Source organism: Candidatus Neomarinimicrobiota bacterium (assembly GCA_018651745.1).
Taxonomy (GTDB): domain Bacteria; phylum Fidelibacterota; class Marinisomatia; order Marinisomatales; family TCS55; genus JAAZYX01.
This window is the reverse complement of sequence record JABIDL010000026.1, coordinates 34,766-50,485: the sequence shown is the minus strand read 5'-3', so window position 1 is coordinate 50,485 and position 15,720 is coordinate 34,766. Positions and strand designations below refer to the sequence as shown.

The 15,720-nt window shown below is 38.3% G+C and carries 15 protein-coding genes, 1 tRNA gene and 1 pseudogene; all 17 read left to right on the top strand.

Going from position 1 to position 15,720, the window contains the following annotated elements:
- Positions 1-27: 27 nt before the first annotated feature.
- The 17 genes and pseudogenes from HOD97_04570 to rpmI all read left to right on the top strand — a co-directional run bounded on the left by HOD97_04570 (position 28) and on the right by rpmI (position 15,712).
- Positions 28-429 (top strand): four helix bundle protein, encoded by a 402-nt coding sequence (locus tag HOD97_04570; GenBank protein ID MBT4280872.1) that lies wholly within the window; start codon positions 28-30, stop codon positions 427-429.
- A 61-nt stretch (positions 430-490) separates the two neighbouring features.
- Positions 491-1,618 (top strand): hypothetical protein, encoded by a 1,128-nt coding sequence (locus HOD97_04565; protein MBT4280871.1) that lies wholly within the window; start codon positions 491-493, stop codon positions 1,616-1,618.
- Positions 1,619-1,683: 65 nt separating this feature from the next.
- Positions 1,684-2,022 carry a hypothetical protein gene (locus HOD97_04560; protein MBT4280870.1) on the top strand — a complete coding sequence of 113 codons (339 nt, stop codon included), beginning with the start codon at positions 1,684-1,686 and terminating at the stop codon, positions 2,020-2,022.
- On the top strand, positions 2,012-3,391 hold the full coding sequence (locus tag HOD97_04555) for a hypothetical protein (GenBank protein ID MBT4280869.1): 1,380 nt from the start codon (positions 2,012-2,014) through the stop codon (positions 3,389-3,391). Before HOD97_04560 ends, HOD97_04555 begins: the two co-directional genes overlap by 11 nt.
- Positions 3,392-3,400: 9 nt before the next feature.
- Positions 3,401-4,225 carry a hypothetical protein gene (locus HOD97_04550; protein ID MBT4280868.1) on the top strand — a complete coding sequence of 275 codons (825 nt, stop codon included), beginning with the start codon at positions 3,401-3,403 and terminating at the stop codon, positions 4,223-4,225.
- Between the two features lie 2 nt (positions 4,226-4,227).
- Positions 4,228-5,073, top strand: coding sequence for a hypothetical protein (locus tag HOD97_04545; protein ID MBT4280867.1), 846 nt, complete (start codon positions 4,228-4,230; stop codon positions 5,071-5,073).
- 12 nt (positions 5,074-5,085) lie between these two features.
- Positions 5,086-5,793, top strand: a pseudogene (locus HOD97_04540) (hypothetical protein).
- A gap of 118 nt (positions 5,794-5,911) precedes the next feature.
- Positions 5,912-6,823 (top strand): ABC transporter ATP-binding protein, encoded by a 912-nt coding sequence (locus tag HOD97_04535; GenBank protein MBT4280866.1) that lies wholly within the window; start codon positions 5,912-5,914, stop codon positions 6,821-6,823.
- 104 nt (positions 6,824-6,927) lie between these two features.
- Complete coding sequence (locus HOD97_04530; protein MBT4280865.1) at positions 6,928-8,451, top strand: aldehyde dehydrogenase family protein; 1,524 nt, start codon at positions 6,928-6,930, stop codon at positions 8,449-8,451.
- Between the two features lie 8 nt (positions 8,452-8,459).
- A complete protein-coding gene (locus tag HOD97_04525) occupies positions 8,460-9,782 on the top strand; it encodes an L-lysine 6-transaminase (GenBank protein ID MBT4280864.1) in 1,323 nt (440 codons plus the stop codon).
- 20 nt (positions 9,783-9,802) lie between these two features.
- On the top strand, positions 9,803-10,483 hold the full coding sequence (rsmI, locus tag HOD97_04520; GenBank protein MBT4280863.1) for a 16S rRNA (cytidine(1402)-2'-O)-methyltransferase: 681 nt from the start codon (positions 9,803-9,805) through the stop codon (positions 10,481-10,483).
- Positions 10,473-11,099, top strand: a complete 627-nt coding sequence (tmk, locus tag HOD97_04515) for a dTMP kinase (GenBank protein ID MBT4280862.1) — start codon at positions 10,473-10,475, stop codon at positions 11,097-11,099. The genes rsmI and tmk overlap by 11 nt, the downstream gene beginning before the upstream one ends.
- Positions 11,100-11,107: 8 nt before the next feature.
- The gene (locus HOD97_04510; GenBank protein ID MBT4280861.1) at positions 11,108-12,751 is read left to right on the top strand and encodes a S41 family peptidase; all 1,644 of its coding nucleotides are present in this window, start codon (positions 11,108-11,110) and stop codon (positions 12,749-12,751) included.
- A gap of 104 nt (positions 12,752-12,855) precedes the next feature.
- Positions 12,856-12,929, top strand: a tRNA-Val gene (locus tag HOD97_04505).
- Between the two features lie 125 nt (positions 12,930-13,054).
- The gene (thrS, locus tag HOD97_04500) at positions 13,055-15,001 is read left to right on the top strand and encodes a threonine--tRNA ligase (protein MBT4280860.1); all 1,947 of its coding nucleotides are present in this window, start codon (positions 13,055-13,057) and stop codon (positions 14,999-15,001) included.
- Positions 14,976-15,506, top strand: a complete 531-nt coding sequence (locus HOD97_04495) for a translation initiation factor IF-3 (GenBank protein ID MBT4280859.1) — start codon at positions 14,976-14,978, stop codon at positions 15,504-15,506. The genes thrS and HOD97_04495 overlap by 26 nt, the downstream gene beginning before the upstream one ends.
- An 11-nt stretch (positions 15,507-15,517) precedes the next feature.
- Positions 15,518-15,712, top strand: coding sequence for a 50S ribosomal protein L35 (gene rpmI, locus HOD97_04490; protein MBT4280858.1), 195 nt, complete (start codon positions 15,518-15,520; stop codon positions 15,710-15,712).
- The last annotated feature ends 8 nt before the right edge of the window (positions 15,713-15,720 follow it).

Sequence of the window (15,720 nt, the reverse complement as noted above, 5' to 3'; positions counted from 1 at the left end):
CATAGGATAAGGATTAGGATAAAGAATATGGAAAAGAAAATATATTTTAATCATGAGAAATTAGAGGTTTATCAATTTTCACTTCAGTTTATTGAATGGTTGAATTCATTTTGGAAACCAATTAGGAAAAACAAAAATGTAGCAGATCAATTGGATAGAGCGTCAATTTCTGTGCCATTAAATATAGCGGAAGGAAATGGTAAATCTTATCCAAAGGATAGAAAACGTTATTTTGAAATTGCAAGGGCATCTGCTTTGGAATGTGCATCCTGCCTAGATGTGATCGTCGTGAAAAACTTATTAAATGAAAATGAAATTGTTGATGGTAAAGAATTATTATTATCCATTGTTAAAATGCTGACAAAATTATCACAATCGGCAATGAATCAAATAAGTGAAGAAATATCAGATTATGGAGAAGTCGCCTAAATGATCCAGACTCCCAATCCTAATCCGAATCTATTGACTCCTAATCTAATCTACTGAATTTATGGCCCACGCATACACACCCGGACTCAAAGTTTTACACGAAACGAAGATCGATAAAGAGAGACGTTTGCCTTTAAAAGGCACGGTAACAGTTAAAGAAGGTTCAAATGTTACACCCGATGATATTGTAGCAAAAACGGATTTACCCGGAAATGTCCAAATGGTCAATGTTGCTAACCAATTAAATATTGATGCGGATGATGTAAAAGAAGCAATGATTGTAAAAGAAGGCACGGCAGTCAGTAAAGATGAAATGATTGCTGAAACAAAAGGAATATTCGGTTTATTCAAATCCAATGTAATCGCTCCTGTCGATGGGACCATAGAAGTGATTTCTGATACCACGGGACAGGTCGTGATTCGCGAAGCGCCCATTCCCGTTGAAATTGACGCATACATGAGCGGAACCATTAAAAAAGTCCTTCCGGAAGAAGGCGTTATCATTGAATCTGAAGGTGTATTTATTCAGGGAATTTTTGGAATCGGCGGGGAAAGCAGAGGAAATCTTGAAATAGTAACAGGTACTCGAGAAGATGAAATCACTGAAGAAATGATCACATCAGAATTAGAAGGCAAAATTATTGTTGGCGGTTCTTTTATAAGTTTAAACGCGTACAAAAAAGCGATTCAAATGAAAGTGGCAGGAGTCGTTGTCGGCGGATTTAATTATTTCGATTTAGAAGATATTTTAGGATATACCCTCGGTGTTGCCATTACGGGTTCGGAAGATTTGGTTACATCGCTAATCCTAACCGAAGGATATGGAAAAATCCGAATGGGTTCGCAAACATTTGATTTATTAAAGGAACATCGCGGAAAATTTGCTTCTGTTAATGGCGCAACGCAAATTCGTGCCGGTGTCATTCGCCCTGAAATTGTTGTTCCGTTAACAAAAGATCAACTAAAGGGTGATCACAAAGATGCCAATGCGTCCGAAGGAATCCAGGCCGGAAGCCTTGTTCGTGTTATTCGCGCTCCTTATTTTGGAAGAATGGGAAAAGTCATAGACCTTCCTGCTGATTTGAGAAAAATGGAATCCGAAACTATGGTGCGGGTTGCTATCATTGAAATTGATGGAGAAAATGTTGAAATTCCCCGGGCAAATTTGGAAATGGTTGAAACAGACTAAAATGGAAAATGGATTAGGATAAAGACGATGGAAAAGAAAATTAATTTTATTAAAAGGCAGCCTTAATGATCCAAACTTCCAATCCCAATCCATTGACTCCTAATCCAATATCTTTATCCAATCCCGATAAAGAATTCATCACAAGATTGGCTAAACGAATCCAGCGTTCGGGATTTGTAACACCGGCTATTTTTTTTCTGGAAATGACAAAACCATTAGCATTGCTTGGCAGTCATGCTATGGTATTTTTTGGCCCGATTGTAAATTCTTTTATAAAAGCGGATGGTTATTATCGAGCCGCAGAACTTTTTGAAGAACCGGATACGGTAGAATTTCTTTTATCAGAAATTGAACGTCTGGATAAAGTAAATTCCGAAATGGAAGGAGAAGCGAGTGAAGGATAAACAATTTTGGATGATAACCGGAGGGTTGACTTTTGCGTTCCTAGTCTATTGGTCTGCGGGGCATCCGCTTTTCAATCCAAATAGAATTGTAATGTTTATTGCTATTGTCGTAATTGGAGCAACATTACTCTATAATATTCGCATGGCAGAACGCGGAGAAGAATTTTATTTACGTCCCATTCCCGGATTGAAAGCAGTTGAAGAAGCTGTTGGTAGATCTACAGAAATGGGAAAGCCTGTTTTATTTGTACCGGGAATTATGGATATGGATCAAGTGGAAACAGTTGCAGGCGTGATCGTTTTAGGTCATGTTTCAAAAATGACTGCACGATATGAAACTTCTCTTAATGTTCCAGTGTCAAGATCTATTGTTATGAAAGCCGCACGGGAAGCATGTAGAGAATCTTATATGATGGAAGGCCGTCCGGACATGTTTCACGAAGATATGGTGCATTATTTGACAGATGACCAATTTGCCTATGCGGCCGGCGTTAACGGAATTATGGTTCGTGAAAAACCGGCTGCCTGTTTGTATATGGGAAAATTTTATGCGGAATCTTTAATCTTGGCGGAAACAGGAAATTCAATCGGTGCCATTCAAATTGCCGGAACAGCTTCGCAAGCGCAGATTCCATTCTTTGTTACGGCATGTGATTATACCCTCATCGGTGAAGAATTCTTTGCCGCCAGCGCATACCTTTCGCAAAAGCCAGAACTGATTGGCGGTGTGAGAGGGCAGGACATGGTGAAAGCTGGTGTTATTGCTACAACAATTTTATCGCTTATTTTATTTATCGGAAATCTATTTGAGCTTTCATCTTCAAAAGAATGGATGGATTTAAAAATTAACAATAATTCAAAAAGTGATACTTTAAATGTTAAACAATGGAATAAAATAAGTGATTTAATGAAGTATCAATGGGCTAATAATACAATAAATATTCCTGATTCAAGTATTTTACTTATGTATGGAAATTTAGAATATTTTGATATCGGAATAAATCGAAAACTCAATTTTGCGTTAGAAACAGGAAATAAATATTGGAGACAACTTGGTTTTGATTATAAAGAGAAAAAAACAAACCTAAACTACGCTCTTAATAATTATTCAGAATTAAATAATGATGATGATTTTTGGCATAATAGTAAAATTAAATATGGAAAGTCATTATGGAAAGAACTTGAAATATTTGAACAGGATTCATTGCTTTCTTCTGGATTCACTGGATTTAAAAAAGAGAGAGTTTACTATACACTGGCGGAAAAGAATTTTGTGAGTTCAATAGTTGATTCAAATTATTTTATGGAATCATGGGGATCTTCACAAAGATCTTTACCTTCAATTCAATCTATTTTAACAGTTCAGTAGGAGAACGGCATGATTTGGAAAAGACAAATACCTATTCTCATTGTTGCCTTGGTTGGCGCGATAACTCTTTTTGGATGGTTTGTAGAGGAACCGTCTATTGAGGCGTTTGTCAATGATGATGCAACGCAATGGTATGATATATTAGCGAGTTTTGCCATTATCCTCGGCGCGATGAATCTTATTAAACTGCAGCTGCAAAAAATAGCGCGTAGGAAAAAAGGATGGCCGTATAGTGTTGTGGCTATTTTTGGTTTTTTGTTTGCTATAACAGCAGGATTTTTCATCAAAGGTGTAGATGATTCTGTAGCAGTTTGGGGCGCTCATGTAACCACGGAAGGAACATTATTCAAATGGATGTTTGATTTTATGTTCACGCCGTTGTCAGCAACGATGTTTTCTCTATTGGCATTTTTTGTGGCGTCTGCTTCTTACCGTGCTTTCCGCATTCGAAATTTTGAAGCATCACTTTTGCTGGTTTCGGGAATCATTATCATGGTCGGCCGCGTTCCCATCGGCAGTGTCATTTCCTCTTGGTTCATCATGTATATTATCGTGTTGGCATTGGGTATAGGTGTGAATTCCTGGAAGAAAGATAAAATGATTACGTTTGGCGTCGTTGGAATCGGATTAGCAGTAGTAACCGTCGCCGGGATAATGACAGGATGGCCTTTGGATCAACCGGGAATTTTCTATCTTCCAATCATTCAAGAATGGATTTATTATTATCCGAATGTTGCCGGTACCCGCGCAATCATGATCGGCATTGGCTTGGGAATTTTCGCCACTTCAATCCGCTATATCCTCGGGATTGAAAAATCTTATATTGGAGAATAAATATGAGAACAATTGAAAATTTTATTTTAAAATTTGGGCAAGTAGATCGTCGTTGGATTTTTCTAGTTCTGGCCATCGTTGTGATAATTCCAATTCTAAATCCTATTGGTATGCCAATCAGACCGACAGAAACCACCCAAGTAGTGTACGACGCAATTGAAGCATTACCGGAAAATTCAAATGTATTGCTTTCAGTTGAATATAGTCCCAGCACCAAACCGGAAAATCATCCAATGACCATCAGTATTCTGAGGCATTTCTTCAGGAATGGTCATAAGGTGTTTGTTACCTGTCTTTGGCCAGATGGTCAGTTCATGGCACAAGATGCACTTAAGCAAGTGGCCGATGAAGAATTTGGCAAGGTGTATGGAGTAGATTATGTCTTTCTTGGATTTCGCCCGGGAAACGAAGCGGTTGTCAAAGGAATTGTAAGCAACATCCGTAAACTGTACACGGTGGACGTGTATCAAACCAAGATTGATGAAATTCCCTTAATGGACGGGATTACAAACTTCAGAGATTTCGCTTTCTTGTTTTCGTCATCCGCTGGGTATCCAGGAACGATTGAGTGGGTTCAATATGCCGCAGATCCAACCGGTGTTCCGATGAGTTCCGGGGTTACGTCAATCCAAGTGAACGAGGTAATGCCATATGTGCAAGCAGGACAAATGAAAGGTGTGTTGGCAGGCATGCCCGGAGCCGCAGAATATGAAGCATTAATCGGGCAAAAGGGCAGCGCAACAAGCGGTATGGACGCACAATCAGTTGCACATCTTGTTATTGTTTTATTTATCATCTTAGGGAATGCAGCTTATTTCATTGAGCGTAAGCGTTTTAGAAAATATTAAGGAGATAGAATTATGAGCAGCACAGCCATATTTGGAGGATGGATTGCAGTTTTCCTCACACTGGGAATCTTCTCCTACTTATATAAGGATAATCCTTTTTATAAAATTGCTGAACATTTATTTGTTGGCATTTCGGCCGGTTATTGGACAGCCATCTTTTTTTGGACACAGATCCAACCGAATTTATTTGGACGTCTATGGCCCACAAAAGAATTCAGCGGTGAATCATTATGGTACAAGTTCTATAATGGATTGAGTTGGATTTCCACGTCAGTTTTTCCTGCCGGCGGAATTGATAAAGGGCATGATATGCATTTAATCTATCTAGTTCCATTTGCGTTAGGTATCATGATGCTCTTAAGCCTTATTCCCAAAATCAGTTGGTTCGCAAGGTGGGGTATCGCGTACACAGTTGGAATGGCTGCCGGTTTGCGTGCATATGGGTATTTGAATTCGAATGTGATTGGACAAATCAAAGGAACCGCAGCAAGTTTTTCTGACCCAAATTTGCCGTTCTTCAGTTTGACCTCACCATCAATCTTTAACAGTATTGTGATTTTAGTCGGTACCATTACGGGACTTCTTTATTTTTATTTTTCAAAAGAACATAAAGGAATATTGGGGAAAGCATCCAAAGTGGGTATTTATTTTCTTATGATTAGTTTTGGTGCATCTTTTGGGTTTGCAGTAATGGGGCGAATCTCGCTTCTTATCGGCAGATTTGTAGATTTGATAAAATATTCCTCTGCGGAATATTTCAATGCTTCATTTTGGGTACTGGCAATCATGATAATTATTTTAGGGTACGATGCATTTTCGAATCGAAAACCGCCAGTGAATGAAGATGTCATATGATCATCTTTTAGATGTTAGTAATATAACGATTCAGTATAAGATTGATGGAAACCCGGTTCCGGTAGTGGATCGGGTTTCTTTTAATATTAGGCCGGGAGAAATCGTTGGATTGGTTGGTGAATCAGGATGCGGTAAATCCCAACTTGCGCTTGCTTTGGCAGGATTATCCTCAAAACAGGCGCTGATAAATTTTGAAGCACCGATCCTTCCGCGCAGAACAGCAATGATTTTTCAAGATCCTCTCACAAGTTTAAATCCGGTAATGAAAATCGGGAAGCAAATTTTAGAAGGAATTAAAAGTAAGGAAGTGGGTAGGAGTAAAAAAGACAAGGTTATTGCTTTGTTGGAAAAAGTAGGTATTGATAACCCTGAAAAACGATACCATCAATATCCGCATGAATTTTCCGGTGGAATGCAACAACGGGTTCTGATAGCTATTGCATTAGCGCAAGAGCCAGATTTACTGATTGCTGACGAACCCACAACTGCCTTAGATGTCACAATTCAAGCCCAGATTTTAGATCTTTTAAGAGAATTACATCAATCGTCCAGCTTATCCATTTTATTCATTACACATGATTTGGTATTACTCAGGGAATTTGCACATAAAATAATAGTCATGTATGCCGCAAAAATCATTGAATCCGGAAGAGTGGAAAATATTTTTTCAAATCCGAAACATCCTTACACCCAGGCGTTGATGAGTGTTTCTTTGTTAAATAAAACTTCCGATGGGAATTTTGAATCGATTCCTGGTACGGTTCCGTCACCGCAGGATTATCCTTCTGGATGCAGGTTTCATCCTCGATGCAAGTTTGGTATTGATTCATGTTCTGAAACTATCCCTGAATTCGAAACCAATCATACCCATGCTTGGGCTTGCCCGGTTGTGTAACCAGCTTTGTTTGAGGAATTAGATGATCTTTCAACGTGCATTATTTCATATAATGTGATTAGATTTAGCGCTCATTTTTAGATAATAAATTATTAAAACAAATCATGGATATTTTAAAAGAACTTGGTATAGAAAAATTGAACTCGGGAACTTGCTTTGGAAATGGAAAGTGGTCTAAATCCGATCCGAATAACATTTTAACCTCAATTAATCCCGCGAATAGTGATGTATTGGGGACAGTTTCTCAGGCAAACGAAACCGAAGTTGAAACGGTTATTTCTGATTCAGTTGCAGCATTTAAACAATGGCGAACCGTTCCAGCTCCCATTCGAGGACAATTGGTTCGGGAAATGGGCGATGCATTAAGGGAAAAGAAAGATGCACTTGGAACGCTCGTATCCATGGAGATGGGAAAAATCAAACAAGAAGGTGATGGGGAAGTACAGGAAATGATTGATATTGCCGATTTTGCCGTCGGACAGTCTAGAATGCTGTACGGGAAAACTATGCATTCTGAACGCCTGGATCATAGAATGTATGAACAATGGCAGCCAATGGGTCCCGTAGCCGTTATATCTGCATTTAATTTTCCGGTTGCAGTTTGGGCCTGGAATGCTTTCATAGCAGCTATTGCGGGAGACACAGTCATTTGGAAACCATCCTCATCCACACCACTATGCGCCGTGGCTGTTCAGCATATTTGCAATGAAGTCCTTGATAAAAATGGATATAAAGGCATTTTTAATCTGCTTATCGGGAAAGGTTCTATAGTTGGCGAAAAATTGCTTCACGATCCACGAATACCATTAGTTTCCTTTACTGGCTCAACGAATATGGGACGGCATGTAAGTGAATCCGTGGCAAAACGTTTTGGGAATACCATTCTTGAATTAGGTGGAAACAACGCCATTATCATTGATGAAACAGCAGATATGAACATGGTGATTCCTGCCATTGCATTTGGCGCAGTCGGAACAGCTGGTCAGCGCTGCACGAGCACAAGACGCATTATCGTTCAGGAATCTTGTTATGACGAATTGGTTAATCGTTTGGTAAATGCTTACAAGCAAGTCAATATTGGCGATCCTATTAAAGAAGGAACACTTATGGGTCCTTTGGTAAATGAGACTGCCGTCGCAGATTTTTCACATGCCTTAGAAAAAGTGCAGGAATCCGGTGGTGAAATTATTTATGGTGGTAAAACCATTGAAGGGAATGGCTATTTCGTTGAACCTACCATTGTGAGAGCTGAAAATTCTTGGGATATTGTTCAAGAAGAAACATTCGCACCTATTCTATATATCATCAAATATAAAACTTTGGACGAAGCGATTGAGATCCATAACGATGTTCCTCAGGGGCTTTCTTCATCCATGTTTACAATGAATATTCAAAATGCAGAAAAATTTCTATCATCGGTCGGAAGCGATTGTGGCATTGCTAATATCAATATTGGAACTTCCGGCGCTGAAATTGGTGGAGCATTTGGTGGTGAAAAAGAAACCGGCGGAGGCAGAGAATCCGGATCGGATTCATGGAAACAATATATGAGACGGCAAACGAATACCATCAATTGGGGAAGTGATTTACCGCTGGCCCAAGGCATTACATTCGATATACAAGAATAGGAATCCACATGGCAAAAATTTCAGCACCGCAAAACGTACGCGAAGCAATTGGAAATCATATGCTTGCAGACGGGATGGACCCGATCGTTGATCTCGAAAAAAGCCATGGTTCTTGGGTGGTTGACGCACGAGACGGAAAAGAATATTTAGATCTTTTTTCAATGTTTGCATCCATGTCGGTCGGTTACAATCATCCGTATGTACTGGATCATAAAGAATACCTCGCAACCGCTGCATTAAATAAACCGACCAATTCTGATATCTATTCCACACAAATGGCTGATTTTGTTACAACCATGGCACACGTTGCTCAGCCGGAATATCTACCATATGCATTTTATATTGAAGGCGGTGCACTTGCGGTGGAGAATGCTTTGAAAACTGCTTTTGATTGGAAATCAAAACTAAATCGAATCAATGGAAAATCTACACTTGGATCAAAGGTGATTCATTTTGAACAATGTTTTCATGGAAGATCGGGATATACGCTTAGTCTCACTGATTCTCATGATAAGAGAAAAACAAATTATTTCCCCAAATTTGATTGGCCCAGAATTTCAAATCCCCATATCGATTTTCCACTTTCTAATGAGTCAAATGCAACCATTGAAGCAAAAGAAGTCAAAGCATTGGACGAAATCAAATCTGTATTGAAAGAATCTGCGGATGAAGTTGCCTGTTTAATAATCGAACCCATTCAGGGTGAAGGAGGAGATAACCATTATCGGCCGGATTTTTTTAAATCACTCAAGACTTTAGCTAATGAAAATGATTTTTTGTTGATTTATGATGAAGTACAAACCGGAATTGCAATTACAGGGAAAATGTGGTGCCATCAACATTTTGGTGATGATGCTCAACCCGACATTATTAGTTTTGGAAAAAAGACGCAAGTTTGCGGAATTTTTGCAGGAAAAAGGCTTGATCGAATTGATGACCATGTTTTTAAAGAATCCAGTAGACTTAATTCCACTTGGGGAGGAAACTTGACAGATATGGTGCGCTTCAAATTATACCTTGATATTATTGAAAATGAAAATCTTGTTCAAAATGCACATGAAATGGGAAATTTTCTTCAGGCAAAACTTGAAGTATTAGAAAATACACATACCGATAAAATATCAGGGTCAAGGGGGATTGGATTATTTCGTGCTTTCGATTGTAATTCATCTGAAGATAGAGATAAACTTACCGGATTAATCCAAACAGAAGGAGCAATTGTGCTTGGTTCTGGGGAAAAAACTATCCGATTTAGACCGCATTTAAATATTTCTTCAGAAGAAATTGATCAGGGAATTGACATGATTTCCCGAGCATTGGGAAAGTTGTGAACCCTACAGGATCAAAGGGAATTTTATACATCGTTGCTACACCAATTGGAAATCTAGGAGATATTTCTTTTCGCGCGGTTGAAGTTTTGGGATCTGTATCGCTTGTCGCTGCAGAAGATACGAGGCATACGCGAAAATTATTGAATCATTATTCTATTTCTGTGCCGACTGTAAGTTATTACGAACACAATAAATTTACTCGAATTCCAAAATTATTGAATACACTGAACGATGGAAATTCGATTGCTCTAGTCACCGATGCCGGCACTCCTGGTATCAGCGATCCCGCATATAAATTAATTCGGGCGGCGATTGATGACCATTGTACGATTGAAACTATTCCTGGCGCTTCAGCCGCAATCGCCGGTTTGGTGGTTTCCGGACTGCCGACTGATCGATTTCTTTTTGAGGGGTTTTTGCCTTCAAAAAAGGGACGGAAAGCAAGATTGAAAAAAGTAAAAGATTACCAAGGAACATTAATTTTTTATGAAAGTCCTCATCGAATGCTTCGTACCTTAGGCGACATTGAAGAAATACTTGGAAATAGACCGGCTGTAGCCGCGAGAGAAATGACAAAAATGCACGAAGAAATTATTCGAGGAACCGTTTCTGAACTCAAATCTCATTTTAATCAGAAAAAGCCAAAGGGAGAGTTTACATTATTGATTGGGAAGGATGATAAGAATGTCTATTTCGTCTAAAGGGATTTTTATCACCTTTGAGGGTATTGACGGATGTGGCAAAAGTACCCAAGCGAAGCTATTATTGGAATATTTGAATGGTTGCGGCAAAAACACAATTCTGGTCCGTGAACCCGGTGGCACAACCATTTCTGAAGAAATTCGCCAAGTGCTCCTTAGCACAGACCGCCGAGAACTAACGGATAGAACTGAAGTGTTACTTATGGTGGCTAGCAGAGCACAATTAACAGACGAGACCATTGTTCCAAATTTAGAATCAGGGAAATGTGTAATTGCGGATCGCTATATTGATTCAACTGTTGCTTATCAAGGAGGCGGTAGGGGCATAGATATATCGTGGTTACATAAATTAAATCAGTTTGCAACGGAAAGGTTGGTACCCAATATCACTTTTTTTGTTGATATTTTACCCGAAGAGGCCGCAAGGAGAAAACAAACTGATTCAGATAGAATTGAAGAGGGAGGGGTTGAGTTCCAGGCGAAAGTGAGAGAAGTCTATATGTCTCTCGCTGAAAAGGAATCAAATAGAATTATTGTGATGAATGGATATGATTCAGTAGAAGAAATTCATCAAAAAATTATAGAGGAAATAAACCGAAGAAATATTGTAGGTTAGAAGACGTTATGAAATCCAAAAAGTCATTTAAAATCCTTGCCGGTGGAATTGCGTTTATTGCTATTATTTCCGTTGCATTTACCAGCTCAGACCTCTATCGAAAAATTGCTAAATCCCAAAGGTTGATTAATGAGGCCTATAAATACCTTTTAACCAATTATGTAGATCAACTTGATACCGATGTTTATACAAGCGCTACTCTTCGAAATCTGCTATCAGAATTAGACCCATATACCGTTTATTTAGAAGAAAATGAAAGAGATGGAATTGAATTGTTGTCTAAGGGCCAATATGGAGGTGTTGGAATTCAACTGAGTCGACGCAGTGACCAACTGACAGTTATTGCCCCATTTGACGATTCTCCTGCAAAAAGATCCGGCATTATCAGCGGCGATATCATAACCAAAATTGATGATAACATTGCAATAGAACTTTCCTTAGACGATGCGGCAAAATTAATTCGTGGAATCAAAGGATCGGTTGTTGTTCTAACAATCGAGCGATACGGATCTGATCATCCGTTAGAATTTGCTTTAACCCGTGAAGATATTCATGTAAAAAATGTTTCCTATTCGGGGATGTTAAATGAATCTACTGGGTACATCAGACTGACACGCTTTTCTAAAAATGCTCCGACAGAAATTCAACAAGCTTTGCGTTCGTTGGAAAAAGAAGATGTTTCTGAAATTATTTTAGATCTTAGAGATAACCCCGGAGGATTACTCGCAGCTGCGATTGATATTATGGATATTTTCATTCCAAAAGGTGAATTGCTTCTTACCACAAGGGGAAGGACGAAAGCATCAAACAAAACGTATCACGCTCGTCGCCCGATTTCGGTATCGAGAAATATAAAAATTGCTATTCTGATTAATGAAGGGAGTGCATCCGCAAGTGAAATTGTAGCAGGTGCTTTTCAAGATTTAGATCGGGGAATTATCATTGGTCAATCATCTTTTGGAAAAGGATTGGTGCAATCTGTGTTTTCCTTAGATCCGACAAGATCTTTAAAAATAACAACCGCAAAATATTATATCCCAAGCGGTCGCCTGATACAAAAATCGGATTATGTGGATGAAGATATTGTGATACAAATCGCCGAGGAAGATAGTATATTTTCTACAAAAGGCGGAAGAGCAGTTAAGGGTGGAGGAGGAATTCATCCTGATCACGAAGTTGATTCTGAAGAACTTCCACCCCTTACCCAAGAGTGTTTGCGCAAAGGCATTTTCTTTTCATATGCTCAAAAACATAAACATCTTTATAGATCATTTGACCAAGTTGTAAATGATGAAAGTTTGCTCATAAAATTTCATACTTTTATTGAAGAACAAGAGGTAGATGTGGCATTGCCTGGTGAAAATCAATTTCGTGATGCGTGGAAAAAACTAGAAGATTATACTGAAGGTAATTCGAAATTGCATTTTGCTTTTACCAAGGCGGAGGAAGTAATAATTGAATCCGAAAATGCTCTTTTTAATAATGAACTTAATGAATTGGAAAGAGGATTATTTCTAGAATTTGCGGGTTTATTCGGTGGGACAGAATCTCGCATTCGAGAATCATTAAAAAATGATGTTGTTGTACAAAAAGCGATGAGTATTTTATCTAATCAAGTAGCATATAACGGAACGTTTTCTATTCCAAATTAATGTTAATTTTCTTTTGAAAATCAATTACGCAGAATTCAAATTTATTATAGATTCCACCGAATTTTTCGACACCATATTCTATTGTTATCGAAACGAATTCATTAGGGCGATTAGCTCAGGTGGTTAGAGTGCTTGCTTGACATGCAAGAGGTCACTGGTTCAAGTCCAGTATCGCCCACACGAAATTTAAGATGGTAATATTATCAACATATCACAACATTTATTGTTCTCAGTGAACTTGCACCTAAGTCCGTTCATTTATTTTGACATTATTTTGTAACTATTCATCCGAATTTTTTACCCATGAGTGACATCACCATAACATTGCCCGATAAAACCACAAAAACTTTCCCGTCTGGGACAACGGGAATGCAAATCTGCGAATCCATAGGACCGGGGTTGGCAATAGCTGCTGTTGTAGCTGAAGTAAATGGTGCATTAATTGATTTATCCATCCCGATTGACAAAGATGTTGATTTTGTAGTGATCAAAGGCGAGAGTGAGGCCGGACACGAAGTACTTCTTCATAGTGCAGCGCATCTATTAGCACAGGCTGTCATGGAGTTATATCCCAATGCGAAATTATCCATTGGTCCAACCATAGAGAACCGATTTTATTATGACATTGATTTTGAGGAGGATTTTTCAGAAAGCGATCTTCCTAAAATTGAAGCCAAGATGCACGAAATTTCTAAAAAGAACTTAACTATAACAAGAAAAGAACTCAGTCGTACAGAAGCAATTAAGATATTTTCGGAAATGAATGAACCTTATAAAGTGGAAATCCTCGACGAATTACCTGAGGATGAAAAAGTTTCTATATACACTCAGGGAGAATTTTTTGACCTATGTCGTGGGCCGCATGCTCCTTCAACCGGCAGGATAAAATATTTTAAATTACTTGATACTTCAGGCGCATATTGGCGAGGTGATGAGAATAATAAAATGCTACAGCGCATTTACGGAACCGCTTTCAGCACAAAGAAACAATTAAATGAATATTTAGCCTTTTTAGAGGAAGCGAAAAAACGAGATCATCGAAAAATAGGAAAAGAATTAAAACTTTTTACATTTGATGAAGAAATTGGACCGGGATTGCCACTTTGGCTTCCAAATGGCACTGCCATAATAGACGAATTGGAAAAACTTGCAAAAGAGGTAGAAACCGTAGCGGGTTATGATAGAATTAGAACACCACATTTGACCAAAGGAACTTTGTACGAAAAATCCGGTCATTTGGAACATTATAAAGAAAATATGTATCCTGCGATGAATGTGGACGGAACCGACTATTATGTTAAACCGATGAATTGCCCACATCATCATAAAGTATTTGCATCTGAACAGCGTAGTTATAAGGATTTGCCTGTGCGGTTTTCCGAATATGGAACTTGTTACAGATATGAAAAATCCGGGCAATTATTTGGATTGATGCGCGTTAGGAGTATGCAAATGAATGATGCCCATATATATTGCACCGAAAATCAATTTAAAGATGAGTTTTTAGCCGTGTGTAATCTTTATTTAAAATATTTTGACATTTTTGGGATTGAAAAATATGAAATGAGATTAAGTCTTCATAACGAAGAAGGTTTAGGAAAAAAATATGTCAATGACCCGGCATTATGGGTTAAAACAGAAAATTTAGTAAAAGAAGCATTGGCTGACGGTGAAATCAATTTTATAGAAGTTCCAGGCGAATCAGCTTTTTATGGTCCCAAAATAGATGTCCAAGTTTGGAGCGCAATTGGAAAAGAATTTACCTTGGCAACCAATCAGGTAGATTTTGCAATTCCCGAACGATTTGGTCTCACCTATATCGATTCGGACGGTAAAGATCAAACACCTTTATGCATTCATCGGGCACCTTTAAGCACACACGAACGGTTCATTGGTTTTTTAATTGAACATTATAAAGGTGACTTTCCACTGTGGCTTGCGCCAATACAGGTGACTATTCTAACCGTGTCAGAAAAAGCTGATTTATATGCCAAGAAAGTAATGAAATCATTTAAATCTGAAGGATTTCGAGTGACCCTTGATAAAAGACCGGATAAAATAGGAACTAAAATTCGCCATGCCGAATTGCAAAAAATAAATGTGATGCTAATAATTGGCGAAAAAGAATCCCAATCTGAGACAGTTTCTGTTAGAAGAAGATTAATTGGGGATAAGGGATCAATCGAATTCAATGCATTAATAAAAGATTTGAAACAAGAAATCAATGAAAGGAGACCATTGTATCAGTAAGAAAAAAGAGTTGCGAATAAACGAGGCTATTCAGTCAAAAGAGGTTAGACTGATAAGTGAAACCGGAGAACAATTAGGTGTTGTTTCCATTGAAGAAGCGATTGAAAAGGCAGAAGATGTAAATCTTGACTTGGTCCAGGTTGGTGGAAATACCAACCCTCCTGTCTGTAAACTTCTGAATTATGGGAAATTGAAATATGAGCAAAAGAAAAAGGCTCACCAGAGTAAAAAGAAGCAACATATCATAAAAATAAAAGAGATTAGAATCCGCCCTGCTATCAGTGAAAATGACTTGATGACAAAAGTAAATCAAGGAAGGAAATTTTTGCTGGAAGGTAATAAATTAAAGGTCACAATTATGTTCCGTGGAAGAGAATTATCTCGAGTTGATCTTGGGATGGACATTCTTGAACGTGTAGTTCAAATGCTAGAAGATATTTCGGAAATAGAAAAACAGACAGATTTAGAAGGTCGGCGCATGAATGTTGTGCTGACTCAAAAATAGGAGAGAAACTAATGCCTAAACAAAAAACTCGTAGTGGTGCAACAAAACGGTTTGGAAAAACCGGCACCGGGAAGTTAAAGAGAAATAAAGCAAACCATAGACATATGCTAATTCGCCGTTCTAAAGATGCGAAACGAAAAATGCGAAAAACAGGACTTGTTTCAAAATCAACGGAAAAACGAGTTAAACGTATGATCGAAAGTTAAATAGGAGA

Coding starts and splice junctions, on each gene's coding strand:
- HOD97_04570 (MBT4280872.1), top strand. CDS start 28: ATGGAAAAGAAAATATATTTTAATCATGAGAAATTAGAGGTTTATCAA.
- HOD97_04565 (MBT4280871.1), top strand. CDS start 491: ATGGCCCACGCATACACACCCGGACTCAAAGTTTTACACGAAACGAAG.
- HOD97_04560 (MBT4280870.1), top strand. CDS start 1,684: ATGATCCAAACTTCCAATCCCAATCCATTGACTCCTAATCCAATATCT.
- HOD97_04550 (MBT4280868.1), top strand. CDS start 3,401: ATGATTTGGAAAAGACAAATACCTATTCTCATTGTTGCCTTGGTTGGC.
- HOD97_04545 (MBT4280867.1), top strand. CDS start 4,228: ATGAGAACAATTGAAAATTTTATTTTAAAATTTGGGCAAGTAGATCGT.
- HOD97_04535 (MBT4280866.1), top strand. CDS start 5,912: ATGAAGATGTCATATGATCATCTTTTAGATGTTAGTAATATAACGATT.
- HOD97_04530 (MBT4280865.1), top strand. CDS start 6,928: ATGGATATTTTAAAAGAACTTGGTATAGAAAAATTGAACTCGGGAACT.
- HOD97_04525 (MBT4280864.1), top strand. CDS start 8,460: ATGGCAAAAATTTCAGCACCGCAAAACGTACGCGAAGCAATTGGAAAT.
- HOD97_04510 (MBT4280861.1), top strand. CDS start 11,108: ATGAAATCCAAAAAGTCATTTAAAATCCTTGCCGGTGGAATTGCGTTT.
- thrS (MBT4280860.1), top strand. CDS start 13,055: ATGAGTGACATCACCATAACATTGCCCGATAAAACCACAAAAACTTTC.
- HOD97_04495 (MBT4280859.1), top strand. CDS start 14,976: ATGAAAGGAGACCATTGTATCAGTAAGAAAAAAGAGTTGCGAATAAAC.
- rpmI (MBT4280858.1), top strand. CDS start 15,518: ATGCCTAAACAAAAAACTCGTAGTGGTGCAACAAAACGGTTTGGAAAA.